The organism is Chryseobacterium balustinum, from assembly GCF_900168205.1.
GTDB classification, from domain to species: domain Bacteria; phylum Bacteroidota; class Bacteroidia; order Flavobacteriales; family Weeksellaceae; genus Chryseobacterium; species Chryseobacterium balustinum.
Genome location: NZ_FUZE01000026.1, coordinates 10,013 through 35,704 on the forward strand (window position 1 = coordinate 10,013; position 25,692 = coordinate 35,704).

25 protein-coding genes and 2 pseudogenes are annotated in these 25,692 nt (G+C 32.7%); 4 read left to right on the forward strand and 23 right to left on the reverse strand.

Going from position 1 to position 25,692, the window contains the following annotated elements; all coding sequences use genetic code 11:
- Nucleotides 1–477: 477 nt before the first annotated feature.
- The 6 genes from B5X64_RS19580 to B5X64_RS19605 all read right to left on the reverse strand — a co-directional run bounded on the left by B5X64_RS19580 (nucleotide 478) and on the right by B5X64_RS19605 (nucleotide 8,220).
- The gene (locus B5X64_RS19580; protein ID WP_079466830.1) at nucleotides 478–2,670 is read right to left on the reverse strand and encodes a peptidase domain-containing ABC transporter; all 2,193 of its coding nucleotides are present in this window, start codon (nucleotides 2,668–2,670) and stop codon (nucleotides 478–480) included.
- Nucleotides 2,670–3,611 (reverse strand): hypothetical protein, encoded by a 942-nt coding sequence (locus B5X64_RS19585; protein ID WP_079466831.1) that lies wholly within the window; start codon nucleotides 3,609–3,611, stop codon nucleotides 2,670–2,672. Before B5X64_RS19585 ends, B5X64_RS19580 begins: the two co-directional genes overlap by 1 nt.
- Nucleotides 3,612–3,620: 9 nt before the next feature.
- Nucleotides 3,621–4,985, reverse strand: a complete 1,365-nt coding sequence (locus B5X64_RS19590) for a radical SAM/SPASM domain-containing protein (RefSeq protein WP_079466832.1) — start codon at nucleotides 4,983–4,985, stop codon at nucleotides 3,621–3,623.
- A gap of 97 nt (nucleotides 4,986–5,082) precedes the next feature.
- Entirely contained in the window at nucleotides 5,083–5,262 is a 180-nt protein-coding gene (locus B5X64_RS19595; RefSeq protein ID WP_079466833.1) for a hypothetical protein, read from the reverse strand.
- Between the two features lie 69 nt (nucleotides 5,263–5,331).
- On the reverse strand, nucleotides 5,332–7,503 hold the full coding sequence (locus tag B5X64_RS19600) for an outer membrane beta-barrel family protein (RefSeq protein WP_079466834.1): 2,172 nt from the start codon (nucleotides 7,501–7,503) through the stop codon (nucleotides 5,332–5,334).
- A gap of 114 nt (nucleotides 7,504–7,617) precedes the next feature.
- Nucleotides 7,618–8,220: an N-acyl amino acid synthase FeeM domain-containing protein gene (locus tag B5X64_RS19605; protein WP_123920742.1), complete on the reverse strand. Its 603-nt coding sequence runs from the start codon at nucleotides 8,218–8,220 to the stop codon at nucleotides 7,618–7,620.
- Nucleotides 8,221–8,373: 153 nt separating this feature from the next.
- Between B5X64_RS19605 and B5X64_RS19610 the strand changes: the two genes are divergently transcribed.
- Nucleotides 8,374–9,132, forward strand: coding sequence for a helix-turn-helix transcriptional regulator (locus tag B5X64_RS19610; RefSeq protein WP_079466836.1), 759 nt, complete (start codon nucleotides 8,374–8,376; stop codon nucleotides 9,130–9,132).
- A 29-nt stretch (nucleotides 9,133–9,161) separates the two neighbouring features.
- Here B5X64_RS19610 and B5X64_RS19615 read toward each other — a convergent pair whose 3' ends face one another.
- Entirely contained in the window at nucleotides 9,162–9,917 is a 756-nt protein-coding gene (locus tag B5X64_RS19615; protein ID WP_079466837.1) for a ThiF family adenylyltransferase, read from the reverse strand.
- 540 nt (nucleotides 9,918–10,457) lie between these two features.
- On the opposite strand from B5X64_RS19615, the gene B5X64_RS19620 reads away from it, so the two are divergent.
- Complete coding sequence (locus B5X64_RS19620) at nucleotides 10,458–10,820, forward strand: response regulator (protein WP_079466838.1); 363 nt, start codon at nucleotides 10,458–10,460, stop codon at nucleotides 10,818–10,820.
- Between the two features lie 197 nt (nucleotides 10,821–11,017).
- On the opposite strand, the gene B5X64_RS19625 is transcribed toward B5X64_RS19620, so the two are convergent.
- The 12 genes and pseudogenes from B5X64_RS19625 to B5X64_RS19680 all read right to left on the reverse strand — a co-directional run bounded on the left by B5X64_RS19625 (nucleotide 11,018) and on the right by B5X64_RS19680 (nucleotide 20,993).
- A complete protein-coding gene (locus tag B5X64_RS19625) occupies nucleotides 11,018–11,611 on the reverse strand; it encodes a hypothetical protein (RefSeq protein ID WP_079466839.1) in 594 nt (197 codons plus the stop codon).
- The gene (locus tag B5X64_RS19630; protein ID WP_079466840.1) at nucleotides 11,601–12,092 is read right to left on the reverse strand and encodes an RNA polymerase sigma factor; all 492 of its coding nucleotides are present in this window, start codon (nucleotides 12,090–12,092) and stop codon (nucleotides 11,601–11,603) included. The genes B5X64_RS19625 and B5X64_RS19630 overlap by 11 nt, the downstream gene beginning before the upstream one ends.
- 105 nt (nucleotides 12,093–12,197) lie before the next feature.
- Nucleotides 12,198–12,785 (reverse strand): JAB-like toxin 1 domain-containing protein, encoded by a 588-nt coding sequence (locus tag B5X64_RS23275; protein ID WP_079466841.1) that lies wholly within the window; start codon nucleotides 12,783–12,785, stop codon nucleotides 12,198–12,200.
- A 24-nt stretch (nucleotides 12,786–12,809) separates the two neighbouring features.
- Entirely contained in the window at nucleotides 12,810–13,703 is an 894-nt protein-coding gene (locus B5X64_RS19640; protein ID WP_123920743.1) for a hypothetical protein, read from the reverse strand.
- Nucleotides 13,687–14,574, reverse strand: a complete 888-nt coding sequence (locus B5X64_RS19645) for an RHS repeat-associated core domain-containing protein (RefSeq protein WP_079466843.1) — start codon at nucleotides 14,572–14,574, stop codon at nucleotides 13,687–13,689. Before B5X64_RS19645 ends, B5X64_RS19640 begins: the two co-directional genes overlap by 17 nt.
- Before the next feature lie 78 nt (nucleotides 14,575–14,652).
- Complete coding sequence (locus B5X64_RS19650; protein WP_123920745.1) at nucleotides 14,653–15,018, reverse strand: hypothetical protein; 366 nt, start codon at nucleotides 15,016–15,018, stop codon at nucleotides 14,653–14,655.
- 4 nt (nucleotides 15,019–15,022) lie between these two features.
- Nucleotides 15,023–15,691, reverse strand: coding sequence for a hypothetical protein (locus tag B5X64_RS19655; RefSeq protein WP_249414645.1), 669 nt, complete (start codon nucleotides 15,689–15,691; stop codon nucleotides 15,023–15,025).
- Nucleotides 15,689–15,874: pseudogene (locus B5X64_RS23215) on the reverse strand (RHS repeat-associated core domain-containing protein); the annotation flags it as partial. The pseudogene B5X64_RS23215 and the gene B5X64_RS19655, both read right to left, overlap by 3 nt.
- 1,018 nt (nucleotides 15,875–16,892) lie before the next feature.
- On the reverse strand, nucleotides 16,893–17,747 hold the full coding sequence (locus tag B5X64_RS19665) for a tyrosine-type recombinase/integrase (protein WP_079466847.1): 855 nt from the start codon (nucleotides 17,745–17,747) through the stop codon (nucleotides 16,893–16,895).
- A complete protein-coding gene (locus B5X64_RS19670) occupies nucleotides 17,719–18,543 on the reverse strand; it encodes a tyrosine-type recombinase/integrase (RefSeq protein WP_079466848.1) in 825 nt (274 codons plus the stop codon). Before B5X64_RS19670 ends, B5X64_RS19665 begins: the two co-directional genes overlap by 29 nt.
- A 152-nt stretch (nucleotides 18,544–18,695) precedes the next feature.
- Nucleotides 18,696–20,654, reverse strand: coding sequence for a toprim domain-containing protein (locus B5X64_RS19675; RefSeq protein ID WP_079466849.1), 1,959 nt, complete (start codon nucleotides 20,652–20,654; stop codon nucleotides 18,696–18,698).
- A 33-nt stretch (nucleotides 20,655–20,687) separates the two neighbouring features.
- Nucleotides 20,688–20,993 (reverse strand): CHC2 zinc finger domain-containing protein, encoded by a 306-nt coding sequence (locus B5X64_RS19680; protein ID WP_079466850.1) that lies wholly within the window; start codon nucleotides 20,991–20,993, stop codon nucleotides 20,688–20,690.
- A gap of 134 nt (nucleotides 20,994–21,127) precedes the next feature.
- Between B5X64_RS19680 and B5X64_RS19685 the strand changes: the two genes are divergently transcribed.
- Together B5X64_RS19685 and B5X64_RS19690 are read left to right on the forward strand one after the other, a co-directional pair.
- Complete coding sequence (locus B5X64_RS19685; RefSeq protein ID WP_079466851.1) at nucleotides 21,128–21,493, forward strand: helix-turn-helix domain-containing protein; 366 nt, start codon at nucleotides 21,128–21,130, stop codon at nucleotides 21,491–21,493.
- Nucleotides 21,493–21,684, forward strand: a complete 192-nt coding sequence (locus tag B5X64_RS19690; protein WP_079466852.1) for a hypothetical protein — start codon at nucleotides 21,493–21,495, stop codon at nucleotides 21,682–21,684. The genes B5X64_RS19685 and B5X64_RS19690 overlap by 1 nt, the downstream gene beginning before the upstream one ends.
- 76 nt (nucleotides 21,685–21,760) lie before the next feature.
- Here the strand turns inward: B5X64_RS19690 and B5X64_RS19695 are convergent, their stop codons facing one another.
- From B5X64_RS19695 to B5X64_RS19715, 4 genes and pseudogenes are all read right to left on the reverse strand, one after another.
- Nucleotides 21,761–22,216 (reverse strand): hypothetical protein, encoded by a 456-nt coding sequence (locus tag B5X64_RS19695; RefSeq protein WP_079466853.1) that lies wholly within the window; start codon nucleotides 22,214–22,216, stop codon nucleotides 21,761–21,763.
- A gap of 604 nt (nucleotides 22,217–22,820) precedes the next feature.
- Nucleotides 22,821–22,997, reverse strand: a pseudogene (locus tag B5X64_RS23395) (RHS repeat-associated core domain-containing protein); the annotation flags it as partial.
- Between the two features lie 973 nt (nucleotides 22,998–23,970).
- Nucleotides 23,971–24,858 (reverse strand): tyrosine-type recombinase/integrase, encoded by an 888-nt coding sequence (locus B5X64_RS19710; protein ID WP_079466856.1) that lies wholly within the window; start codon nucleotides 24,856–24,858, stop codon nucleotides 23,971–23,973.
- 10 nt (nucleotides 24,859–24,868) lie between these two features.
- Nucleotides 24,869–25,684: a tyrosine-type recombinase/integrase gene (locus B5X64_RS19715; protein ID WP_079466857.1), complete on the reverse strand. Its 816-nt coding sequence runs from the start codon at nucleotides 25,682–25,684 to the stop codon at nucleotides 24,869–24,871.
- Nucleotides 25,685–25,692 lie beyond the last annotated feature (8 nt).

Consider the following 25,692-nt stretch of genomic DNA (forward strand, 5'->3'; position numbering starts at 1 on the left):
CGAATAACGACTTCTTTCAGCTGAAATTTCGACAATACTTGATTTGTTATTTTTAAAATTGGCTATTATGATAGCCGAAGACACTTTATTAAACCTCATTCAATTTTTGAAATGTGAAATCTTAACAATTTTGAAACTAGTAAATAACCTTTTATAAATCAAAAGCCCCCTTTATATTGTGATAGGTGATAATTTTAGATATATGTAGACTCGCTAAATAAACACTGCGCTGTTCAGCTAGCGTAAAAGTATTTTTGACATTAAGTTACCGCTGACATTTTTGAAAGAACTATCTTGTGAATAACATTCTCTTCTCTTTTTTTAAAACTGCATAGAAAAAGTTAGAAAATGAATGTGTAATTGAATGAAATTTAAGTCGCAGATTATCTACTTATACATTAGGTATATATTTTAAATAAATCTTAAATATTTTTCAAGTTAGGTTCTTGATAATATATAATTGTTCCTAATAATTTATTAATCACCTAGCTCCAATTGATTTTTTACCAAGTTGAAATATTCTCCTTTTTTTTCAACAAGATCTTTGTGTTGCCCTTCCTCAATTACCTTACCTTGTTTGAGAACGATTATTTTATCTGCATTTTTTACGGTGCTTAAACGATGAGCAATAATAATTGCCGTTTTATTTTTGAAAAAATTTTTCAAATTGTTATGAATGATCCTTTCGTTTTCTGAATCGAGAGCAGAAGTAGCTTCATCAAAAAATATATAACGTGGATTTTTGTAAACAGCTCTTGCAATTAAAATTCTTTGTTTTTGCCCTCCCGATATTCCATTACCAGATGCTCCGACTTTAGTATTAAGATTTAAAGGCAATGATTTAGTAAATTCCCCTAAATTGGCAATCTGTATTGCTCTATCCAGCATATATCTATTGATTTTTTCTTCTCCAGCTACAATGTTTCTTTCTATGGTATCTGAAAAAATAAAACCGTCCTGCATGACTACACCCGAATTTTGCCTTATGCTTTTTGGAGAAAGCTTTTCCAAATCAAAGCCATTGAAATCTATATGTCCAATAGTAGGCTTATAGAATTTTAAGAGTAGTTTCATTAATGTTGTTTTACCACTCCCACTGGCTCCAACAATTGCAGTAGTTTTACCCTCTGGAAACAGAATATTAATATCCTTCAGTACATAATCAGAATTATTGCCTTCATATTGAAAACTTAGATTATTTAGTCTGATTCCCGTTGTATTATAGTTGTCATTATCTAACTTTATCTGTTGGCTAATCTCTTCTGCTTCTTGATTCTGAACCTCATTTAATCTTTCAAAACTTAATTTAGCGTCTTGAAATGAACGGAAAAAACTTACTAACTGATTGATCGGAGAATTCATTTGTCCGACAATATAGGATACACCTAAAAGTTCACCTAATGTCATTTTACCTTGTACAACAAAAGTAGCAGCTAAAAATGTTACCACTATATTTTTTAGTTGATTGATAAAGTCAAATCCAGCCAATTGTATCTGATCAATCTTCAGTATTCTTTTATTGACAGAAAAAAGTTTATCCTGTAAAGTCTGCCATTCTTTAAGTTTAAAATCTTCAAGTTGGTTTATTTTCATTTCCGTTATTCCGCTGATCATCTCATAAACGGATTCTTGATTCTTACTTTTTTCCTTAAAACGAAAGTAATCGAGCTCTCGGCGTTTTTTTAACCAATATGCAGACCAAATAACAGCAATCATCGTCAGTACGATGTACACCATTAAAATCTTAATCTCATAATACCATAATACTCCAAAAAAAACAGCAAAGGTTATCATTGAGAAAAAAGTGAGCAGGCTCTGAGAAGTAAGGAATTGCTCAATTCTTTCATTGTCTTGTATTCTTTGGTTAAAATCTCCCATCATTTTGGAGTCGAAGAATTTAATAGGTAAGTATAAGAGTTTTTGAAGAAAATCTGAGATAATGGAAATGCTAAGCTTTGTTCCAATGTAAAGCATTAACCAATTGCGAACCACCTCAATAGTTATAGATCCAAGAAAAAGGCTTAATTGAGCCAATAAAATTACAGTAATAGTATTTAGGTCTTTAGCATTTACTCCTTTATCAATTAAGTTTTGAGTGAGAAATGGAAATGTCAAGGTAATAATACTCCCGATAAAAAGTATTATAAACATTAGACCCAGCTGTTTCCTGTAATTTTTAAGGTGCTTGAAAAGAAACTTAAAGTTGATTTCCTCTTCTTTACGAGGCTTTATTTCGTAAAATTTTTCTGTTGGTTCTAGAAATACAGCAATACCTTTATTCCGATCAGCAATCCAGTGGGATTTAAATTTCTCTTCATTCAGCTTTACCTGACCATATGCAGGATCCGATATATGATATTGTTCTTTTCCTGAGAAAAAATTTTTAGTGATTTTACGAAGCACAATAAAATGATTTTGATTCCAATGCAGAATGCATGGGAATGCTTCTTTTTCTCTATTTAAAACATCTAACCCAAGTTTTGCGGAAATGGTTTCAAATCCGATATTCTTTGAGGCTTCAGTAATACCCAATAACGATACCCCTTCACGTGTCATAAATGAAATGTCTCTCATATACTGCAATGAGTATCTTTTACCATATGCACTAGCGACCATGCACAAACATGCAGGAGCACAGTCCATCTGATCATGTTGGGCCACAAATTTCATTATTGGTATACAGGTAGCTTTATTTTCAACACTTTTGTCATGTAATCGTACCCTAATTCAGGATCGATATGCTTTGATTTTATGAGGCAATTCAGTAAAATCCGTTGAATATTTATAGGCAATTTGTGTATTTTTTGAAAGGCCTTTGATACATTTTCAAGAAATTTTTCGATGTCTCCCTGATAATAATTCTTTAACGACTTAAAGGAGTAATCTAATTCTATAAATTCGCTATTCTGAAAACTTGAAATACTACCAAAAATAGCGTAATATATCATTTCCTTTTCTTTTTCCTGCATTTCGTTGTCGAGCTCAATTTTACTTACAACATTATTTACAAGGAATGTAACCCAGTTTCTATAGTTTTCAGGGTTTCCATCTGCGACCCAGTGAATACTATCATCTTCAACATCATTAAATTTTTTATTGTTGATGACAAAATCAATAATGTTGGTGGCTAGCGAAACAGAAGTTTCGTAATTTTTTGATGAATGCAATATTCGGTACTTGTTTATAATCTGTTCCAGTTTCATTTCCAACTTTAATGCCTTATTGTCAGCCAAAAGCATATCAATATGATTCATTTCGGAGGATAAAAGTTCCATTGAAGCGGAATAGTTCTCTCTTTTGTAATAATAAAATGCCAAACAGGGGGTATATAGAATTTTCAGATACTGCAATAATTCGTTGGGTATGTTGGAGTGTGCCTGCTTTATTTTATGAAGCCAGTACCCAGCCAAATCCAAGTTATTACCTCTGGCAAGAGAAAGGCATTTCTCATACAAAGAAAAACAATAGTACAAATCAGCAATACTTTGCTTATCCGAACTTTTGATCACAATATTTTTAATATCATAGAAAATGTGATTACGGTTAAACTGATCAACTTTTGTTGGGCTTGCAATTTCATTTTCCAATATGCTTTTAATTTGATTCTTCATAATAAAATTTTAAACGACTACTTCTTTTTCATTAAGGTACTGCAATACAAGTCTGTCCTCCATATTTACTTTGAATGACGGGCAAGCTCTAACTCCCTTGAACCACGATACCGGACATTGACCACCACAAACAGGTAAATATTCGCATTTATTGCAATTTTCACTGTTATGATTTTTATTTCTAATATCTTCGTACCAATTTCGTAAAGGCATATCAATGGTGTCTTTTTTATAAAGGTCTTCATCAGATACATTTCCTATGATCAAATCTTTATTGTTTTCGAAATCAGGAGTGTAAGGTACCTCCCAGCAGTAAGAAACCTCACCCTTTGCATCAATTAGTTCGGCATCATCGGTAGTCGTCATGCATGTGCCGTATATTCTTCCTGGAATAAGATTTTGGTTTCTAAATTTTAGTTCGTTCATTTTCAAAAACCAGTCAATTTCCAAATTTGAAAACTCCTCAAGACTAAGCCCAACTTCTTTATCTGCATTGTTGTTTCCCCAATCATGTACAGGAGCAAAATTGATCATTATTTTATCCTGAATCTTTAATTTCGCAAAATACTCCAAGAGCTTTTCTACATCAAGATAGTTCTCTTTATGTACATTGACTCTAATGCTGATTAATGCTTTTTCTTTGTCATACACGGGATTGTTTACAGCATTGATGACATTGTTCATAATGATATCGAATGTTGGCTTGCCTTTTTTGGTAAACCTGCTGTTGTCATGCGTTTCCTTTATGCCATCAATAGTTATCTGGAAGCTTTTAACCTTCATATTGGACACAAGATCATTAAAATTCTTTTCATTCAGGTTTAGTGCATTGGTGATCATCGATGCACTGTACTGAATATTCTTTTCTTTACAAAGCTTAATGAGCTGAATACTGAGGTTTCGAATAGAGTTTATACCCATCAGCGGTTCCGCACCATACCAGACAATATCTAAGCTTGTATATTTTTTAAATTTTAGCTTATTTTCAATGTGGGTAAATATTTTCAATGATAGGTCTTCTGTAATGTTAACTTTACTGTGTATTTGACCGCAATAGTTACAGCCGAGTTGACAGTTAGCAGACGGCGTTATAACCATCCCCAGAGAATCATTATCTGCTTTTGAAACTTCAAATTCGCTGAGTACTGTTTCAAGTTCATCTTCATATTCAGGAACTATAATTTCGGCAAAAATAAGCTTATCAAGAAGGCTTTCATCCAGTGAGTAGATATTTCCATTTCTGATATCTTCTATTGTATCACTGTTCAAAAGCATTACCTGTCCCGACCTTGTAGAATAGACCAGCTTCTGATTCTGCTCGTCATCAATCGAGGATTCAGTAATTACCAGATATTTAGATATTTTATACTGCATAGATAATATTTGTTAGATTTTACATAGAATTTTGAAAATATAAAAACTAACAGGCAACGGAGATGTTACCTGCTAGTTGATAGTCAGGATTTGACTATTAATTGTTTCCATTGCAAGCACTGTTCGGCTTACATTTTGTTCCACAAGGATCAAGAGTAGAATCACCAATTCCGTTCTTTCCACCTCTGACGCTTTGAAGCATAGATCCCTCTACGGTTTCCAAAGCTTGCGACTTCTTTAAGTCTTTTAATCTTGAAATTAAATTCTTATTTTTCATAATTGAAAGATTTTTTAGTTATTGACCCATACCGTTTTTAAGTCTTCAGGTCATTTTTCGGACTTTTATTTAATAACTTCTTGTTTTTTCTTCTTCATTACTGGTAGTTTTTTTACCAAGATTTAAGTTTTTGTTTCCAAATTTGTACGATAAGGAAAGCCTTACAAATTGAGTATCGTAGTACTGTCTGAAGTTTTGGCTGATTCCTTGGGTAATGTTACTAGTTTTTACTCTGTCTGAGCCTAAAATATTATTGGCGGTCAATGCTATCTGCAATTGTTTATCTAGGCAGAGAAACTTTACTCCAATCCCTAAATTTGAATAAGCATCAGATCTATTTTCATTGAAGATAGTAGGATAATTGTATTCGTAAACAAGCTGTGCTGAAATTGTTTTCTTCTTATTGAGGGTAAAATTATTGTTGTTTGAAAAATATCCTCCCCAACCAGAATATTTAGGATTTAAAAACTCTGAATATGCCCTAGTTTCAGTATAATAAACAGATGCTTCAGCACTGGTATTCCACCAGGGAAATATATTGTAGTTTATATATTCCGACCATAAAAAATTGCTGTAATCGAAATAGTTTCTCCTTATAAAGCTTTGTACATTGTTTTCAAGGTCATGGGTGGTAATCTGTCCAAAGCCATCACTTGTTTTCGAGAATGAAATAGTTGTTGTCAATAAGTCTTTTAAAGTATGTGATAACTCTAAATTCGAAGTAAAAGAAGGCTGTAAAAAAGGATTTCCTTCTTCATAGGAGTTTGAAGTAAGATACCATCTTGCAGGGTTCAGATTGGAATATGATGGTCTATTTACTCTTCTACTATAACTTAGAACAATGGAGTTTTCTTCATTTGCATGATAAGCGAGATAAAAAGTGGGAAACAGTTTTATGTAATCGTTTGTATTAGTTTCGTTAAACATTTTTGAGTATCCTTCATTTTGAGTTGATTCAGCACGAAGGCCAACTTTTCCTTCCCATTTTTCGCTAAACTTTCTATTTGCTGAGATGTACAATGCTTGAATATTTTCACTATATATAAATTCATCTGACTGACCTGATATTAGAGATGAAATAGGACTGGTCACATTATATCTATTAATATCAATATTGTTCTTTGTCTCTGTGAAACTTATTTTTCCTCCGAAGGAAATATTTGCCCATTTAAAGGGCATATCAAAGTCTACTTTTCCAGAAAAATTATTAATTTTTTGTTCATTATTGTTATCTGTTCTCTCCAACAGAATGCTGTTTATTGTCCTGTCAAAATCCAGAGAATTAAAAGTATTCCCTTTATTAGCATTGAAAGTGAAGTAATCAAGGTCTACACTTAATCTTTTTCCTAATGTGTCCAGTTTTTTCAACATATTTAGATTGAAAGAGTGATTGTTTGATTTGTTTCTGGTATTACCTTCAGCGTTCAGGGTTCTATTAAGTTGTAAGCTTGAGATGTCGAAAATTTGTGCAGCACTTTCTTCATCTTTATCCAGGATACCGGAATTTCCCAAATATTGAAAACCAATATCAAAGGTTTTTGAAATATTATATTTAATGTTAAAAATTCCACTCAAACGATCGGCCTCGGACTTGTTGTAAATTTTATTAACCCAGTTTTCTGAAGGATAAAAATAATTGATGTCATTTGTATAAATATTCACATCCCTACTAGCAGAAACATCAAATAACAAATCAAGTTTGTTTTTCTGATAAGTAAAATTATTTCCAGCATTAAATGATGAGTATGTTGCTTGTTTTGCAGATGTTCTGATTGTATTGCTCCAGCTGTCAGCCTTGGCTTTTTTTAACTTAATATTGATAATGCCGCTATTTCCTTCTGCATCATATTTTGCAGGCGGTGAAGTGATAACCTCAATACTTTTAATATTGTCTGATTTTAGCGTTCTAAGAAAATTTACAAGATCATCTCCTGAAAGTAGAATTATTCTGTCATCAACCATTACCGACATACCGCTTTTTCCAACCATGGAAATCTGATCATTCTGAATCCTTACACCAGGTGTTGTCCTTAGTGCATCTAATGCGTCTCCACCTATTGAAGTGGTGGAATTTTCAACATTAAAAACCAATCTGTCTATTTTTCTTTCAATCAATTTTTTCTTTCCAACAATCTCAACCTCCTGTATCTGCTTTTCAATGATAATTGAATCGGCAGCAGTTTTTTGTCCGTAAACAAAAAAAGAGTAGGTTATAAAAAGACTGAAGATTACTTTTGACATAAGAGTGGTGGTTCAAGACCTGATTTTATTATAACAGTTTTGTAATTTGGCTTTTAGGCAATTATTTCATTGTGTTTATTGAATCAAAACTATGATTATGTGCATTTTTATCACCTACACAAAAGTGTAGGTTTGCAAACTTTCATTTAAATCTACACTAAAGTGTAGGTTTGACGATTTGTCGCTAATAAGGTTTCTGTTTTTTTCTAAAAATCGTTTTAGTCCATTGTAAGGCAGTAAAACAGGTATTGTTTCCGAGCCCAAGTAGTATTGTGATTTTGCAAGGATCTTAGCTTCAATATCAAGAAGCCTCAAAATCTTAAGTAGTTTTGCATCGCATTCGGCAAGTGCAAAGGTATTTTCGTTTCTGCAAACCTCGTTGATAGCTAAAGCCATAAGGGTTTTAAATACCATAAAGCCTGACTTATCACTCCCTTTCTTAATCGCAAATCTTCCTATATGGAAAACTTTGCACGGAGTGTCTAATGATAAGGGGCTGATATGAAAAATTTTTTCAATAGGCAGCAAGTCAGAAAAATTCCATCTTAAGACCCGTATTGAGCCTATTATCTCATCTTTAGAATCAGCAGCAATGAATATTTTTGAATTTTGCAACGCTTGTTCCTCAGAAAATACAAGGTCAATCTCATTTTTCAACTGTTTAGGTTGTATAAATTCATGATGGCTGTAGTTTTCCTCAACTACAAATTTTGCCAATCTGTATAGATTCTTTCGATCTAGATTATCATAGTGTATCATATTAATGTGAGTTGATAAGTAAATTTATTGGTTAGATCCTTGCCGTTCGCTACACTTTTGTGTAGATTTGTTAATACACCAAAGCTTGAACAATTAAAAAAATGAATAAATATGAAAGAATTAGGTAATTTTTTTTCTGACAGAAATGTAGTGAAAAAATTAACGGAGGATGATTTATTACAGACAGAAAATTATTTGGATATTGTTGAGGCTTTCGCCCGTATTTCTTACAAAAGCATTTATATTATAGATTATCAGAAGAAAGCATTTGAGTATGTTGCAGACAATCCTCTCTTCCTTTGCGGCCTGAGACCTGAAGAAGTAAAGGAGCTGGGATATGCTTTTTATTTCCGAAATGTAAAAGAGGACGATTTAAATCTTCTTTTTAAGATTAACGAGGTGGGATTTGAATTTTTTGAAAGATTGTCACTGAATGAAAGAAAGTTATACACTATATCTTATGATTTTCACATCATCAATGAAAAAGGTAAAGATATACTCATCAATCACAAATTAACACCCCTCTTTCTAACTGAAGAAGGCAAAATATGGAAAGCAATGTGTATTGTTGCTCTCGCTACAGAAAATACGTCTGGTAATATAACAATCAGTAAACATGCATCAGACACCATATGGAAATTTGATGTCAAAAGAGAAATATGGAGCACAGAAGAAAAAGTACAATTGTCAGAGAGAGAGTTGGAAATTATCAGAATGCATGCGATGGGGCTGACCATTAACGAGATTGCTGAAAGGATTTTTCTCTCTGTTGATACTGTGAAATTTCATAGGAGAAAGTTATTTGAGAAAATAGACGTTCACAATATTACAGAAGCGTTAGCCTTCGCAATAAACAATAAGTTACTGTAGTTGATTGAATCATCAACTCAAATATGTTATTATTCATTTGATAAGATAGTATTCAAATAGCATTCTGGAAATTTCCTGAATGCTTTATCTGTAGTTATTTTAAAAAGAAGATGAGTACACATTCCGGCAACAATGAACGAAGCAATCGCTAATTGAGGAGGAGAAAGAATCTCCTCTTCGGCTTTGTAGTCACTGATGATTTTTTCCAGCCATTCAAGTGGTTTGCCCCAGAATCGGTGATAACCTGCAACATACTCCACCATTTTTAATTCATTGAAATTTTTATCATTTGTGAGGGATTCTAAATTCAGGCTCTCAGGAGTAATGACCGTAATGAGTCCGCCCCAACCTAAATTGTAAGGATGTAGGACGTGTATTTTTTTTTTCTGACAAGCTCTGTCAAACTTTAAAGGAAGATTGGAAGTGAAATCTAACGCATTTATTGCGACCGAGTGCCCATCTAGAATGCTTTCGATATTTTCTTCTGAAATGTATTCTGACCGATATTTAATATTTGCATATGGATTTATTTTCTTCAACCTTTCACAGAGTGCTTCAGCTTTCATAGTGTCAATGTCGGCAGAAATATAATTTTGCCTGTTTAGGTTGGACATCTCCACATTATCACCGTCGACGAGAGTTAAATTTTCGAAGCCAAATCTCAAAGCACATTCTGCAATATTACTTCCGACTCCGCATCCTGCTAGTAGAATAGGGGCATCCTTAATAATCTCTTGCTCTTCTTTACTTACATAAAGCCGGTTTCGGGAATATAATTCTAACATTTTTATTTTCAAAATTATGTATAATGTCAATAAGATAGCCTACACATAAGTGTAATACTACTATCATTTGTAAAAAGTTATCATTTTCGACCATTTTAGCATATTCTGTTTTCTTTCATTATCGTTCTGATAGATCTTAGCTCATGCTGGTAATATAAATACATTTCTATTATATTGATGCTGATAGCCACCAAGGTTTGTGGGATGAGATAGATATCCGATAATAGAGGATATAATATAATTTGTCCGGTATTCCTCTTTCGAAATGTGATATCAGATTTCATAAATATTGAGTGAAAATTTTTTATAGTCGTTTTTAGCAAAAGATCTGTGTATAATTCTCTTGTTTTTCGATAGAACGGTATCGCTCAAAATTACTTGGTCACTTTGAATTGAAATTGAGTGATCAATATCATTGGAATTTAGAATATTCTTTTAGTTAAAATAAAACCTTTACTCGCACGTGTCATAAAAATGTGATAATTATCCTGGAAATTTATGATTTTTTCACATTTGGTTTTATTTTGAAATAAGTCAGGTATGAGAAAGATTTTTTTAGTTGAAGACGATCAGGCAATCAGAGAGGTGTCGGTGATGGTTTTGACTTCTGAAAATTATGATGTCCAATCGTTTTCAACTGTTAGCACTTTTACGGAAAGAGATATCAATGTAACTTCTGACCTGTATATGTTTGATGTGATGTTACCTTACGGATCCGGAATTGATCTCTGTGAGGAAATTAAAAATGACGTAGAAAACAAAGATATTCCTATCATTATCATGAGTGCTCACGCCACACTAGATCATATATGTCAAAGTTGTCAACCTGATGATTTTATTCCAAAACCTTTTGATATTGACAATCTGCTTTTGAAAGTACAGAAGATCATTGAAAATAAATAGATTTTATTGAGATGGTCGATCTCTTATTAACTGCCCTCCGAAAAAAAAAGTTTTTAGATTTTCTTAATCTACATATCATTTTTTATTAATTGCCAGCAAATTATGTCCTGCCTTTATTGTTTGTTTGAACGCAGTCGATACATTATACTCTTTCGAACAAGTTGTTATACTGGTGAAGTAAGCTGAAGTATTTAAAATTATTCTCCTAAATCTTTTTCAATAGTTTCCAAAGAATCTATCACCTTTGAGATTTTTTCATTTTGTTTTTTGATCTGTCTCGGTCTTAGAAAAAACCACGCAAATGCCAGCCAGGTAAACGTTAATCCATAAGCTGAAATTCTGCCTAATGTTGACATTCTGAGTGCAAATTCATAGAAATAAAACGCAAAACCCACAGTTAATAAAACATAATAAATGCTGATCCCTTTCGTCTGCATATAAAGTTGTTGATGCTGTAACTTTTTTAGAGAAGCAAGATACTCCTGATTACTGATTGATGGATTGATCTTCCGAATCACAGTGATATTTTCCGAAACCAAATAGATATACATAGCCAAAGCAATCAGAATTAGAACGATTCCTAAACTGGTGGTAAACGTTTTAAAATCAATGACATTCCAAATGAAAATAATCATCGCAGCAGTTACAGAAAGACTTAGTATATGACAAATCGTAAACCGCAATTGTCTCTTTTTGTATTTATCGGCGCTAGATTTTATTTCTTGGATATCAGGAATATCCGCACTTTTCTTGTTCCAGATGTCTTGGAAATTAATATTTTCAGTTGACATAATTCTTAAATTTTTCGGTTAATTTTTCTTTGATTCTGTGTATTTTGACTCTTACATTGACTGGGGAGATTCCTACGACTTCAGCAATTTCCGCCTGTTTCATCTCCTCAAGTTCCAGGGAAATAATGATCCTTGAGAGTTCGGGTAATTCTGAAATGCATTGGTAAAGGAAATCGGTCATTTGATCCTGCTCCAGCTTGTTGTCTTTCTCCGAATTATCTTTGATTTGATAAGGCAATTCGCTCTTCGGCATTCGTTTTTCGATGTTAATCTGCCTCAGACAGATATTGGTCGCAATTCTGTAAATCCACGTTCCGACGCTCGATTCCTGCCGGAACTTGGGAAGCTGCTGGAAAACCGCAACAAAGGTTTCCTGACAGAGATCTTTCGCCGCATCATCATCATTAACATAACCCATACAAAGACGAAATATCTTTTTCCAGTAATCATGGTATATTTCTTCGAAGTTTAAAACCTGCATTGTCTTGTTTTGAAATTTAGAGTGTAATAAACAGAAAATGTTACACTTTTAAACTATAAAAAACGTCCCAAATTTAGGACGCTTTAACTTTTTTGAAAGTTGATGTCATTTTTTATTAACTGACTTCGAATTCTGTCCTGCTTTAAAAGCATTGCTAGCAGTTTTCCTTGTGCCTGCCTGAATGGTGATCTGCATAGATAATGCATGAGCTTTATCGCCAGAAGAAGGTCCATTAGTACCATTCTCATGTCCGTGAGAATGCATATCCCAATTCATGGTTTTTGAGGAAAAGCCAAGCTTGTCAAATGCAAGATAGTTAGGTGATAATGTAGGGTGGAGCCGAGTTCCTAATGCATACTGAGCTTTACCATCACTTGTATTGCTTGCAATAGACCATTCATTAGTACTATTTAGAGCCGCAAATTGGAATACATCTAATGCGTCTGTCCTATTACTCGTTGTTGCTATACGTAACTCTGGACCATTAGTATATCCAAATTCATCCTTTCTATTGGTTGATAGGTCGGAGATTATACTTCCCGATTCTGGAGTATCTTTCTTAACAGTAACACTTCCTTTACTTTTGTCAACATTACCATTCTTATCTGTTGCATATAATGTGTCGGATTTGTCCTCTGGTTTTTTTTGAAGTAAATATACTACAGGCTTTGCAGTGAGTTGCTCGAAAATTATAAAATATTGCGCTCACAGGAAGAGCTAAAATCCAATGAGGGAATGGGGCTGATGCTGAGCGGATTCTTCTACAGGGCTTGCGTGATATTCCTCTATGTTGCCCTCCGATATCGTCCCAATCAAATCAATATCCGCATCCTCTGGAAGCTTTGTGAACACGCTGACCACAAGGTAAAAAACCTTGACTACCTTATCCAAAAACTGCCCTTTGATTTCTTCGAGTTCCTCAACCCATCCAAAAACCTGTACCGGAACTTCTACCATCTTCAAGAAGAACACCTTACTATCCTCGATGAACTGGCACAGGGTTTTCTCGACCTTGTGGATAAGCAATAAGCTAAGACCTATTAAAACAATTGTTTTAAACAACTTTAAAACTACATTGATAATCTTATTACTATTATTTGAGCCTGATGAACCACTATTTAAATCTACGCTTTCAAAGAAAAGAAGTTTAAAATATTGTGCTGGACTGGGAGAAAATTTTATAGTTTCAAGCTTTAAAGCATCAAGGATATTATTAAAGTTTTTATAGTGTAATTCCATTAACTTAAAAAATATCTCATTTCGATTATTGACCAAATATATTACCCTATAGCTTCCTATACTTCCAGTTTCCGTTAGGATAATTTTTCTTACAGTGCTATTTAGCTCTATATTTTTACCAAAAGGTCGTAGTATTGAGTAATATTTCAATTCACGTCCTTTCAAAATCAATATTTTTATATGTTTAAGATAATTTATCAAGAACAAGAATACACATACAAGAACTAGTAAAGCTAAAGCATCACCAAATTTAAATATGTTCTTCTTAAGAATTTTAAATATAAAAAATAAGTCTAATATTGAAAAAACCAATAAAAAAACTCCCCAAAATAATGAGTTTCCTGAAAATTTACTTTTAATATACTCCATCATACATTTCATAAGTTCCTACTGATTCATCCAACATATCCCCCAAGCCTTTAGCTTCGCCGTTGATTAAATAATTAGCTCCCATTGTTCCAAAATCAGCAATAAACCAAGCACCAGCTACAATAGCACCTACTCCTGTTGTTGAGGCTCCTAACATAGCTCCGTTAATGATATGAGATGGCTTAATTTCTCCTGATAAAACAATATCCGCTGCAAGTAATACTCCGCCTGCCTTTGTTAATTTTGAACTGATATTTCTTATGCCTTTCACTTTTTCCAATTGTCCCAACCTTGCTTTTGACGCTAAACTGTTATTCCAATAATTTCTTCCATTCTTCATTTTGCTCCAAGGAGTTATAATTTTTTGTTTTCCATAAGGTTGATATCTCCATAATTCATTATTCAAATGATATTGCCCTTTATAAACAGTATAAGCAGAAGCAGCACCTACGGCTGTATTGGTCCACCAAAGACTTGAAGAAATATTGTTGTCAACTCCTGCATAATTAACTGATGAAGATTTCTGTCCAGTAACAACAACTTCTTGAATCTGTATTTCTCTTTCAGCAGTGTTTGTCTCAGGATTATAAACATACACATTGTTTGGGTCGTTAATGAACGGCTGAAATTCCTTCGTATTAGGACAGGTAGGACAAGTTGCAAGAGCATTTCCTCCTTCTTCAAACAATCCGGTTGGGTCAGAAAAATAAGATGGATTATTAAATGCAAAACGGTAAGGCGTCCAATCAGGCATTATCTCAGATATTCTATCCATTCCGGTAAATCTTCCAATGTCTGGCATATAATGGCGGAAGTCCATTGCGTACATTCCGGTCTCTTGAAGTTCTTTTCCGTTGTACTTATAATTGTACAATCCCGCTCAACTTTTCAAAATCTTCCTACTCCGGTTTTTCTCGCGCGAGGCTCTTTGCGCAGTGGGGATAGCTTGGTATTATTTGACACAAATGTTTTGTCTTTTTTCTAAGCTGTAATAGTGATTATAATTGATTATTGTTGAATCATTTAAAATATACTCTGGAGGTGAACTAGCTCCATGTTGTATTAAATCACTTACAGGAATGACTTTAAATGTATATTTCTTTCCTAATATAATTTCTCGACAATTTATATTGCTACTGTCCTTAAACACTTCAACAATATCTTTTTTATCTGATATCAATATATAAGCTTCTGCATTTTCTTTAAAAGAAACTATTTTTTTTGTAATATTAAAAGGCTCTGAGCTAATCGTCATTTTTTTTGTCTGACAATTGTAGAAGCAAAAACTTAAAAACAATAAAAACATTATTTTTTTCATAAAATTATTTTTTTAATCTTTTGTCGTCTTTATAAACTTGATATAATGGTTTTTTTTGATAATTCCCATTTGCGTCTTTTTTCCCAGCAAACCCTTCATAATATGGCTTGTTGTTTGAGTCTAATCGGGATCTAGCATAAATAACTATATTGTCATACTTCATCATTTCCCTTGTTATATTGTGAAACTTATCAAAAGTAGGATTTGAATTATTACCTACACTAATAGGGATGTCACTTTTTGTTTTCAAAGATTCTTTTGTAAGAAGTACATTTTCGACAACTTCGTGAGTGATTCCAGTACCTTTTGGAGCTTCTGAGAAACTCTCTGCACTTCCTAGCACATCAGGGTTAGTATATTGTTTTCCTATGCTGGTTTTTGATATAGAGTCATAATTAGCACCACCAAATGAACCTCCTGGAATTAAATATCCATCTGGAGTAATATTTTTACTTTCAGCATAAATTCTAGAATCAGTATTAGGGCTGTTTTTTATACCATCATACAAAACCTTATCAGTATCTGACAGGTTATTATAGTCACTTTTACTTAGTTTTCCAGTATCTAATTTCCCATTGGAATCCTTTGTCATAGCAAGACTACTATTTGCATTTAATTGGTCAAGTGCCTTATCTGCTAAATTTCCCAAAAGATGAATATCTTTATTCTCCATTCCATCCGGATCAATATATCGAATAGGATTATTGTAGGCATAAGTATAGGGCGACCAGCGTCTCGAAGTCTCCGCCAACGGATCAATTACACCCCATCTCCCAATATCGGGCATATAAAATCTTGCACCGTAATCATATATTCCCGTCTCCTGCAACTCCTTTCCGTTGTACTTGTAATTGTACAATCCCGCTCACATTTTCAGGATTTGCCTACTTCATTTTTTTTCGCGCGAGGCTTTACACTTTGATCGTCTGCTCTTGCTCGCTTTTTTCAAAAGTAAATATTTTCAGTTGAAAAATAAAAAGGTTTTCCGCTATTTTTTTATTTCAATTGAAAAAATAAAGTTGGATTTTCAGGATAAAATACTGTCTTCAGATATATTTCAAAAAAATGATGTAATTAAAGACGCTTTAAAAACATAAATATTTAAAGCATTGCCTTACATACTTGCTTTTGCATTGCAATAAATTAAACTTGTAATTACATTTGTATCATGAGTGAAGCAGTAGCAATTTTAGCAATGCTTTTCCTGGTTATTTTAGCGATGACAGCTTTTGTTATCGTTTCTAAAAATGCAGGAAAAGCAAAAAAGTGATTACAAACCCGGTTGTAAACACTTTTTCTTTTATTTAGTTTTAGATAGTCCGCTTTGCAGAGCGGACTATTATTTTACAAATATATACTTTTTGGATTTGTTTTGCGGTGCTGGTGGTTCCGTTGTCGGTGTTGTTGTAAATGTGGACTTGTGGGAAAAATAGTTGTGGGATTCAGCTCGGATTTTTCCACAAATCCACATTTCCGTTCTATTGTTGGCTAAAATTCCAATCGAAGAACCTCAGAGCGATGGCGCATTTTTCCTTATTCGGGTGGGAAGCGTTGGCAAAAAAGTCTTTTTCTGTGGCTGGAAGGGAAGGGGAAAGGTGTTGGCTAAAAGCGGCTGCTGTGGAGTTTTTTTCAAAAAACGGAACAACGGAAAGCATTTTACATAATCTCACATTATAGGCAAAGATGGTGCTGGTTTGTGCGTAGCGAAGCGGAGAACAACGTTTTGCGGTGGCAATTTGCGTATAATGTCGATTATGTAATTTGCTGTGGCTTTAAAGCGTTGGGTAAGCTTCGGACAAGCGTTGGAGGAAATGTCTTTTTTTAGCGGTGGGGCGGGATATTATTCAAATGCAAGCGGTGGACTTTTTGGGTTCTTATTTTATCGGATGGAACTGATTGATTGCTGTTTGTAGCGCATTAATTCCTATTTCTCTATACTTTTCTGTTGTATCTGCGTTTTTGTGTCCTGCAAAATATTGAACTTTTCTTAAATTTTCTCCGTTGTCTAATTTTAATTTTATTACGCTTTGTCGGATTTTTACGCTTGTAATTTTCTTTGTAAAACCTTTCTGATACGTTGATACCAAATAATTTATATCATCTTTTGTAATTGCTGAACCTAATTTATTCAGTAGAAAAAAGGAAGTTTTTTGTCTTTCTAATTTCTCTCTTTCTTCCTGTAAATATTGATAAAATAACAAGATTTGCTCTGCTTTTAATTCCAATATTCTTTCGTTGGTAATTCCTGTTTTCTGAACTTTTATTTTTGCATTTTTCAGATCTAAATTTTCAATCTTTAATCTTTCAATTTCTCCAACCAATAACGCTTGATTCACCAATAAACTTATGATAATTTGATTTCTCTTTTCTAAAATCAGATATCTTTCTTTTCTCGGTTCTAAAAGCTTTTGCAACTCTTTTTCTGTGAGTAATTCTTGTAATTGTATTGGGTTTTCTTTTCCGTCTTTTATCTTGATATTGGCAGCAATATTAATTTTTATCTTTCCCATTTCTACTAAATAATCGTAGTATTTTTTGATCGCATAAACAGTTCTTTTTACGCTTTGAGGATTGTAGTTTTTTCTTAGTAATTCTACATAGTCCATGATATTTTGATAATTCAGTTTCTCCGGATTTCTGTAATGCTTTTTGAACTTTTCTATTTTGTAGAGATAGGTTTTTATTGTTCCTTCAGATAATTCATTTTGCAGGTAATTTTGTAAATTCATAACTCATCATTCTTGTATAAATCTGTGTAGTTCCTAAATATTCATGTCCTAAAAAATCTCTTACTTTTTCAAGCTCCATTCCTTTCTCTAATAACTGCGTTGCAATCGTATGTCGCAAACAATGTAATGTAAATCCTTTGTTTTCTAATCCTGTTTTTTTCAACAGTTTTGTAAATTCATAATAGATTTTTATTGATGTAATATTCAATAAATTTTCTCTTCCTTCAGATGAAAAAATATAATCTTTAATATCTTTCTGAACCTGTTTTGTAAATGGTATTACTCGTCTTTTTTTACCTTTTCCTTTCTTGATATACAGCAAACAATTTTCTAAATCTATATCTTTAATATTTAACTCTGACGCTTCATTTCTACGCATTCCGCACGCATAACATAGATGTAATAGTATCGTCTGTAATCCGCTACTTTTATTGTATAGTTTTCTAATTTCTTCAGATGTAAATACTTTTCTTTCTTCAGATTTGGGAGCTTTTATTTTTAGCTGATAAGGACTTATTTTTATTGTTCCGGTTCTTTGCAAATAGTCGAAGTAAAGTTTGATTGACAGTAAAATAGTGTGGAGATAATTTTCGCTTAAATGCTTTTTTGTTCTTGTGCTTATGATGGTTTTCAGATAAGTATAATAATCTAAAATATCTTTGCTTTGGATTTCAAAATGTTCTTTCCGGGTATAATTCAAAAACTTTGTAATCTGCTTTGGATAGGAGTTTATAACCGTTTTGCAATATCCTAAATTCTGTAATTCTTTTCTAAATTGTAAGATCGTTTCATTCATTTGTTATTAAGTATGATGGTTTTGCTTACTCAATATTTTAAATTTTGGGTCGCCAACTTTATTATATTTTTAATAAATATTGATTTTCAATAACTTAACTAATCGTAGGTAACTATTCTCGTGAACCAATGGTGACCCACAGTGACCCACATTTATTTTTTCTCTGTCTTAAGTTCCTTAATCTGCTTCAATAAATATTCTTTTATTTCTGCTCTAAGCTTCTGATAATTATCCCAATAACTTACTTTGTAACGGATTCCTGTGTTATTATATCCTCCAACTTGCTTAATATATTCTAACTCTAAAAGGGTGTTAATATATCTCTGTAACTGCGTTTTTGATAGATTAAATTCCTGTCTGATTTCTCTTTGTATAAAGTCTTTTTCAGCCGTTTTTATAAACTTCTTCAGTTTCTCAAAAAACTGTCTTAAACTTCCGTCCAGCTCGTCAACTTTCAAAACTATACTTTCAAACAATACTTCTGTAGCCTGTTCTATATCTTCGATTTCTGTGATTAAAAAACCGTTTTTAACTTCTCTTTGATACTGATTAATAAAAGTAACTTGCTTAATAACCGCTTGATACATTTCGTTTAATCTCCTTATTTTATGCACCTTTTCGGGTAATTGCAACTTTGTAGCATATGGATTGATCACTTCATAATGCTTTAAATTTCTGACGATTTTCTGTATAAAACCGATTGCTTTTTCCTGCTCGCTTCTGTCTATTTCTCCGGCATTTCTCTTGTTCTGATAATGGATGATTCTTTGCGTTTGTTCTTTGCTTTCATCGACCGCCAATAAAAAACTTCTGCTCATATTGTCCTCATAAGTTTCTCCTTTCGTTGTTGCACTTAAACTGCTAAACTGACCTTTGACAATCTTATGAGAAGATTTATTATTCCCTTTTTTATCCTTGATGGTTACCGAACTTCTTAGGACTTGGTTGCTGATAAATTCCCGTAACGCATACAATGCATCTTCTTTTAATCCGTCCAGATCTTCGATGATAATTATCTTTTGGAATAAATCAAATTCTCCCCAATTGTATAAACTAGATTCTGTAATTCTTGTAAATCTCAAGACATCTTCCTGTGGCATTAAATCTGCAATTCTGCTTATAATGTGTGTCTTTCCGCTTCCCGAACTTCCTTGCACCAATGCGTGTAATGGGTTTTTATTTAAGTAACTAATGATGATTAAAAACAATAATAATCTGCTGTTTTCTTCTCCGATTATTCCTGCTTTTTCTATAAGCCCGTTTAAGTTCTGAAGTAATTCTTTTTGCTGTAAAAAGTCGATTGGATTTTTAAGGTCATTGGTTTGAGTCCGGTTCCCGCTCGGAACTTCTTCAGTAACTGTAATTTTTTCAGTTTTTTCTTCAGTAGAAAATAAAGATTTTCTTTCCTCTAAAAGCTGTATAAATATTGTTTCATCGTGTAATTGCAAAGTCTCATTTACATCATTATTAGGAAGTTCAACGGTTGAGACTTTATAATTCTTAAACTCTTCTGCATATTTCTTAACTGCCTTTTTTCCTGCATCATCACTATCAAAACAAAAAATAATTTCCTCTAAATTCTCTAAACTTTTTATCGCTTGTAAAATCTCTTCATTCAATCCATTCGTTCCAAAACAGCTTATCAGACTGTAATTATCTCTAATTTCTTTGATCTGGAGTAAACTCGCGCAATCAATAATTGCCTCTGTAAGAATGAGTTTTTTAGTATCTGATTTCGGATATCCGGGATAAATTCCGGATCTGTTTTTTAAGTAAAAATGCTTTGCATTATCCTTTTCTAAAATGCTTCTAAAATAAAAGCTTACAATATGATTCTCTTTATTTTTCAGAGGGAACGCAATACATTTATTCGCAAAAATACTATAGCCTTTTTCTCCTGTTCTGTTGTTAATTAATCCTTTATCTAATAATAAACCTACTTCTAAAGCATTGTTAATTAATTCTTCGCTTTTTCTTTCTCCGTGATGGAACTGTCCGGAGTTGTAACCGATCTCTAAAATGGAGTTGTCTAAATTCCTTTTCTCAATATATTGTTTCGCAGGATTGGAACAGTACAAAGCTTTTCTAAAATAACTAAAAGTATTTTCCAAAAAAAGAGCAGACTTCTCCGAAGAGATTTTCGTCTACCCAAAGTCACCAGTATCTCCAAGACTTGTATTTTTTAAAGCTGATTCAGGATTTGTCATTCCTTCAGCTTTTTTTATCGCTTCGTGTTTCGTGAGTTTCTCGTAATCTTCTATAAATTGGATCACATCACCCGTTTTTCCACAAGCATGGCATTTGTAAAAGTTCTTTTCTAAATTAACCTGTAGACTTGCCGTTTTATCTTCGTGCATAAAACATTTGAGCATTTTGTTTTTGGGTTGCAAACTGTAATGTTGCAGAACTTCGGATAAACTTAAACGTTCTTTAATTGCTGTAATCTCCATGAATAAAGACTTTTACTATTTTGTGGTTAATTTCACTACTACAAAAATAAAATAAAGTTTTCATTTTAACAACTTAAATGTTTTTAAATTTGCAACTATTTGTGAATAATTGCCATTTTCAATACTTTTGTCTTATGAGTTTAGCAGATAACATTAAAGATATAAGAGAGCAGAAGAACCTTAAGCAAATTGAGGTAGCCAATTATATTGGCGTTGATAAATCTGCGTATTCCAAAATTGAAAAAGGAACAAGAAGTTTAGCTGTAGAAGAACTCCAAAAGATGGCGCAACTTTTTGATATGAACACAGATCAGATTATTAATCATGACGGCTCTATTCCTAAAGAAGTAGTATTGGAAGATAAAACGGAACTCGAACAAATCAGATTGATACAGCAGCTCGAAGAAGAAGACAAGCAAACCATTTTCCGACTCGTAGAAAAAATGCTTACCAATAAAAAATTTAAAGACTTTTTCGCTAAAAATTCAGCAGCTTTATAATGAAAAAATACATTATCCTACTTTCTGTTCTTCTATTAAGTTGTAACGATAATTCTGATAAAACAATTATAAAAGCAAAAAATAAAACAATTGACAGCCTAAAAACCGAACTCGAAGATTGTAAAACACAAGCTAAAATTATGGCAAATGTTCTAGAACAGGAAAGAATAGAAGAAAATAAGTCTAATTGATTATAAAAAAACCACTGCGATTGCAGTGGTTTTTTTATAATCTCCCACACGATACAATCGTGTGGGAGCGAAGATTTTACTTACCAGAGGTAATTATAGGATTTTGATTTTTAACATTCCTATTATATTTATATATTGAAGATATTTCAGAAAATATTTTAAATAATTGGTTACTGGATAATTTCGATTCATTCAGTTTGTCAAGTATATTACTAAAATCCTCATTTAAATCAACACTATTAAATAAATAAATTTCCCCATCTTTTACTATTGAAAAATACTTTAAAGAATGAGGTGAAGTAGTTGATATTTCATAAATAAGCAACTTGTTTGAAGTTTTAAATAACTCAGCAGTATATACCATATTTGGAATATCCTTTAAATTATGACTACTTGAAAAATTCTTTTTACGAATTAAAAAATTTATAACTTCTTCCTGATATGGTTTAATTTTAGAATCATTTATATATTGAGCAGAAGTAATCACCGATATAAGAGAAAAAATTAAAAATAGTATCTTATTGGCTTTCATTTTTTTTATTTATTTCTTTTAATTCTTGAATATGTTTGGCTGTTTCAGCATTAGGACGCGCTTCTAAATCATTTGTTGTTTTTTTGATTAGATTTTCCCCCATTAATTTGAGACTCTCTTTATCTGTTCCGTGATTACCTTCATGAACGGTGATAGCGCCTATTACAGTATCTATTCCTTCGGTTTTCCACAATTCAAACAAGTCATTAGTATTAGTAGCATTTTCGCCTCCAAATTTTGATCCTTCAGGCGCTGCTTTTAAATCTTCCATTGATTTTGTTATTGTAGCTTCAAAAATTTCCATTTTTGCATATAAAGGAATTACTTCACCTGTTTTTTTGTCTACAACTTGTAGTTTTTTAGGATAAGTTGTCTCTCCCCAATTAGGATTATCTGTTACCGTTTTATTAATAATTAATTCAACTCCATATTTTGCATCCCTCATTTTATTAAGTCTTCCTAAACCTGTTTCCGTTCTAGCCATTTGATTACCCATTCTTTTGGTATCTGCAGTTGCATTTTTACTCCATGTTAATGAGCCATCTTTATTTTGTTTATAGGTCACTGCTTTTCCATCACTTCCAACTATCCATTCTGGTTTTCTTCCATCAGGATCAATAAATCTGATTGGATTATTAAACGCATAATTGTAAGTGCTATGACGACGCATTTGTTCCGCCAACGGATCTACAACACCCCATCTCCCGATATCCGGCATATAGAATCTTGCTCCGTAATCATACATCCCGGTCTCTTGCAACTCCTTTCCGTTGTACTTATAGTTCTACAACTCCGCTCAACTTTTTGGGATTTGCCTACTTCATTTTTTTTCGTGCGAGGCTTTACACTGTGAACGCCTGCTCTTGCTCGCTTTCTCAAAAGTAAAGATTTTCAGTTGAAAAATAAAATCTCTCTAACTTTTTATTTTCAACTGAAAAAAAAGCTTCTTATTTTCAAAAATTTGTTTAGTAAACTTCCTGTTGTCGGTGTTGTAAATGTGGAATTGTGGAAAAAAAAGCGCGGGATTCAGCATTGGATTTTTCCATAAATCCACATTCTTTTTATGGCAAATATTGATTGTCGCTGTTGTTGTAAATGTTAAAATGTGGGTAAAAGCGGAGCTGGTTTTAGCCTTGGCTTTATCCATATTTTAATATTTCATATTGGACTGATAATTTAAAATTTTTCTTAATTTTCCTGGTTGTATAATATTACAAATTAAATGTTTACATATTTTTTAATAATAATTTTATTAATTTTTCAATTCCATAAAAATATATAGCTCTAATTTTCAGAACGTTGTCTTTTTTAGACACGTTCCCTCTTGCTTACAAATTTTCAATCAAAAACTAAGCAAAAGTGTTGGCGCATTTTTTCCTTATTCAGGTGGTTGAAGCCTTGGCAAAAAAGGTATTTTTCGGATTGGGAAAGATTCGGGAAAGTTGATGGCTAAAAGCGTAGGCTGTGGAGTTTTTCAAAAAACGGAACAAAGAAAAGCATTTTGCATAATCTCAAATTATAGGCAAAGATGGTGTTGGTTTGCCAGTAACGAAGCTTCAGCGGAGTGGAAGGCAACGGTTTGCGTGGGCAATTGCGTATAATTTCGATTATGTAATTTGCTGTGGCATTAAAGCGTTGGGCGAGCTTTGGCAAAGGGTTGGCGGAAAATGTCTTTTTTAGCTTCGGGGGCGGGATATTATTCAAAAATGCAAGCGGTGGACTTTCTTGGTTCTTTTTTACTTTTTCCTTGGCTCTTATTTTATCGGATGGAACTGGTTTATCGCAGTTTGTAAAGCATCAATTCCTGTTTCTCGGTATTTTTCTGTCGTGTCTGCGTGTTTGTGTCCTACAAAATATTGAACTTTTCTAAGATTTTCTCCGTTGTCTAATTTCAGTTTGATAACGCTTTGTCGGATGGTTATTGAGGTGAGTTTCTTGGTAAAATTTTTCTTGTAAGTTGATACTAAATAATTAATGTCGTCTGAAGTAATTTTAGTTCCTAATTTTCCTAATAAAAAATAGTTTTCGGATTCGGTTCTGAAGGTTTTTAATTGTTCTCTTTCTTCCTTTAAATACTGATAAAATAACAATATTTGTTCTGCTTTTAATTCTAATATTCTGCTGTTTGTTATTCCGGTTTTTTGGATTCTGATTTTTGCTTCTTTCAGATCTAAATCTTCGATGCTTAATTTCTCAATATCTCCAACCAACAAAGCTTGATTGACGAGTAAACTTATGACAATTTGGTTTCTTTTCGCCAACATCGGATAACGTTCTTTTCTGGGTTCTAAAAGCTTTTGTAATTCCTTTTCTGTCAATAATTCCTGTAATTGGATTGGGTTTTCTTTGCCGTCTTTTATCTTGATATTGGTGGCGATATTCTGTTTTAACTTTCCAATATTTACTAAATAATCGTAGTATTTTTTGATGGCGTAAATCGTTCTTTTTACACTCTGAGGGTTGTAGTTTTTTCTTAATAATTCTACATATTCCATTAGGTTTTGATAGCTGATTTTCTCGGGATCTCTGTAATGTTTTTTGAACTTTTCTATTTCATAGACATAGGTTTTCACAGAGCTTTCTGATAATTCATTTCTTAAAAAAGTTGTTAGTTGATGGTTGTCGGTTGATGGCTTTATCATTGGTAAACTCTTACATTTTCATATTGTTATATTGATTTATTCTTGTATAGATTTGTGTCGTGCCTAAATATTCGTGTCCGAGAAAATCTCTTACTTTCTCCAGTTCCATTCCTTGTTCCAAAAGTTGTGTAGCAATCGTATGTCTCAAGCAGTGCAACGTAAATCCTTTGTTACTAAGTGCTGTTTTTTTTAGTAATTTTTTAAATTCGTAGTAGATTCTTATTGCTGTAATATTGAGTAACGTTTCTTTTCTTTCAGATGAAAAAATAAAAGCTTTAATATCTTTCTGAACCTGTTTTGTAAATGGGATTACTCTTCGTTTTTTACCTTTTCCTTTTTTGATATATAACAAACAATTTTCTAAATCTATATCGTTTGCTTTCAGTTCTACTGCCTCATTTCTTCTGAGTCCGCACGCATAACACAGGTGTAAAATAATGGTTTGTAACGGACTGCTTTTGCGATATAATTTTCTCATTTCTTCGTCTGTAAATACCTTTCTTTCTTCTGATTTCGGAGCTTTTATTTTCAGCTGATAAGGAGTGGTTTTTATTTCTCCGGTTCTTTGTAAATAATCAAAGTAAAGTTTGATTGCCAATAAAATAGAGTGTAGATAATTTTCACTTAAATTTCGTTGTGTTCTTTGGCTTATTATGGTTTTCAGATAAGAATAATACTCTAAAATATCCTTGGTTTTGATTTCTTCTTTTGATTTTTTACAGTATCTCAAAAAGACTTCTACTCGCTTTGGGTATGCATTTACAACGGTTTTACAATAGCCTAAATTCTGTAATTCTTTTCTAAATTGTAAGATTGTTTCAGTCATTTTTCATT

Coding starts and splice junctions, on each gene's coding strand:
- B5X64_RS19615 (WP_079466837.1), bottom strand. CDS start 9,917: ATGTTAGAATTATATTCCCGAAACCGGCTTTATGTAAGTAAAGAAGAG.
- B5X64_RS19580 (WP_079466830.1), bottom strand. CDS start 2,670: ATGAAATTTGTGGCCCAACATGATCAGATGGACTGTGCTCCTGCATGT.
- B5X64_RS19685 (WP_079466851.1), top strand. CDS start 21,128: ATGAGTTTAGCAGATAACATTAAAGATATAAGAGAGCAGAAGAACCTT.
- B5X64_RS19630 (WP_079466840.1), bottom strand. CDS start 12,092: ATGCAGGTTTTAAACTTCGAAGAAATATACCATGATTACTGGAAAAAG.
- B5X64_RS19600 (WP_079466834.1), bottom strand. CDS start 7,503: ATGTCAAAAGTAATCTTCAGTCTTTTTATAACCTACTCTTTTTTTGTT.
- B5X64_RS19715 (WP_079466857.1), bottom strand. CDS start 25,684: ATGACTGAAACAATCTTACAATTTAGAAAAGAATTACAGAATTTAGGC.
- B5X64_RS19640 (WP_123920743.1), bottom strand. CDS start 13,703: ATGATGGAGTATATTAAAAGTAAATTTTCAGGAAACTCATTATTTTGG.
- B5X64_RS19595 (WP_079466833.1), bottom strand. CDS start 5,262: ATGAAAAATAAGAATTTAATTTCAAGATTAAAAGACTTAAAGAAGTCG.
- B5X64_RS19710 (WP_079466856.1), bottom strand. CDS start 24,858: ATGATAAAGCCATCAACCGACAACCATCAACTAACAACTTTTTTAAGA.
- B5X64_RS19650 (WP_123920745.1), bottom strand. CDS start 15,018: ATGAAAAAAATAATGTTTTTATTGTTTTTAAGTTTTTGCTTCTACAAT.
- B5X64_RS19670 (WP_079466848.1), bottom strand. CDS start 18,543: ATGAATGAAACGATCTTACAATTTAGAAAAGAATTACAGAATTTAGGA.
- B5X64_RS19625 (WP_079466839.1), bottom strand. CDS start 11,611: ATGTCAACTGAAAATATTAATTTCCAAGACATCTGGAACAAGAAAAGT.
- B5X64_RS19620 (WP_079466838.1), top strand. CDS start 10,458: ATGAGAAAGATTTTTTTAGTTGAAGACGATCAGGCAATCAGAGAGGTG.
- B5X64_RS19695 (WP_079466853.1), bottom strand. CDS start 22,216: ATGAAAGCCAATAAGATACTATTTTTAATTTTTTCTCTTATATCGGTG.
- B5X64_RS19665 (WP_079466847.1), bottom strand. CDS start 17,747: ATGAATTTACAAAATTACCTGCAAAATGAATTATCTGAAGGAACAATA.
- B5X64_RS19590 (WP_079466832.1), bottom strand. CDS start 4,985: ATGCAGTATAAAATATCTAAATATCTGGTAATTACTGAATCCTCGATT.
- B5X64_RS19655 (WP_249414645.1), bottom strand. CDS start 15,691: ATGGAGAATAAAGATATTCATCTTTTGGGAAATTTAGCAGATAAGGCA.
- B5X64_RS19680 (WP_079466850.1), bottom strand. CDS start 20,993: ATGGAGATTACAGCAATTAAAGAACGTTTAAGTTTATCCGAAGTTCTG.
- B5X64_RS19585 (WP_079466831.1), bottom strand. CDS start 3,611: ATGAAGAATCAAATTAAAAGCATATTGGAAAATGAAATTGCAAGCCCA.
- B5X64_RS19690 (WP_079466852.1), top strand. CDS start 21,493: ATGAAAAAATACATTATCCTACTTTCTGTTCTTCTATTAAGTTGTAAC.
- B5X64_RS19610 (WP_079466836.1), top strand. CDS start 8,374: ATGAAAGAATTAGGTAATTTTTTTTCTGACAGAAATGTAGTGAAAAAA.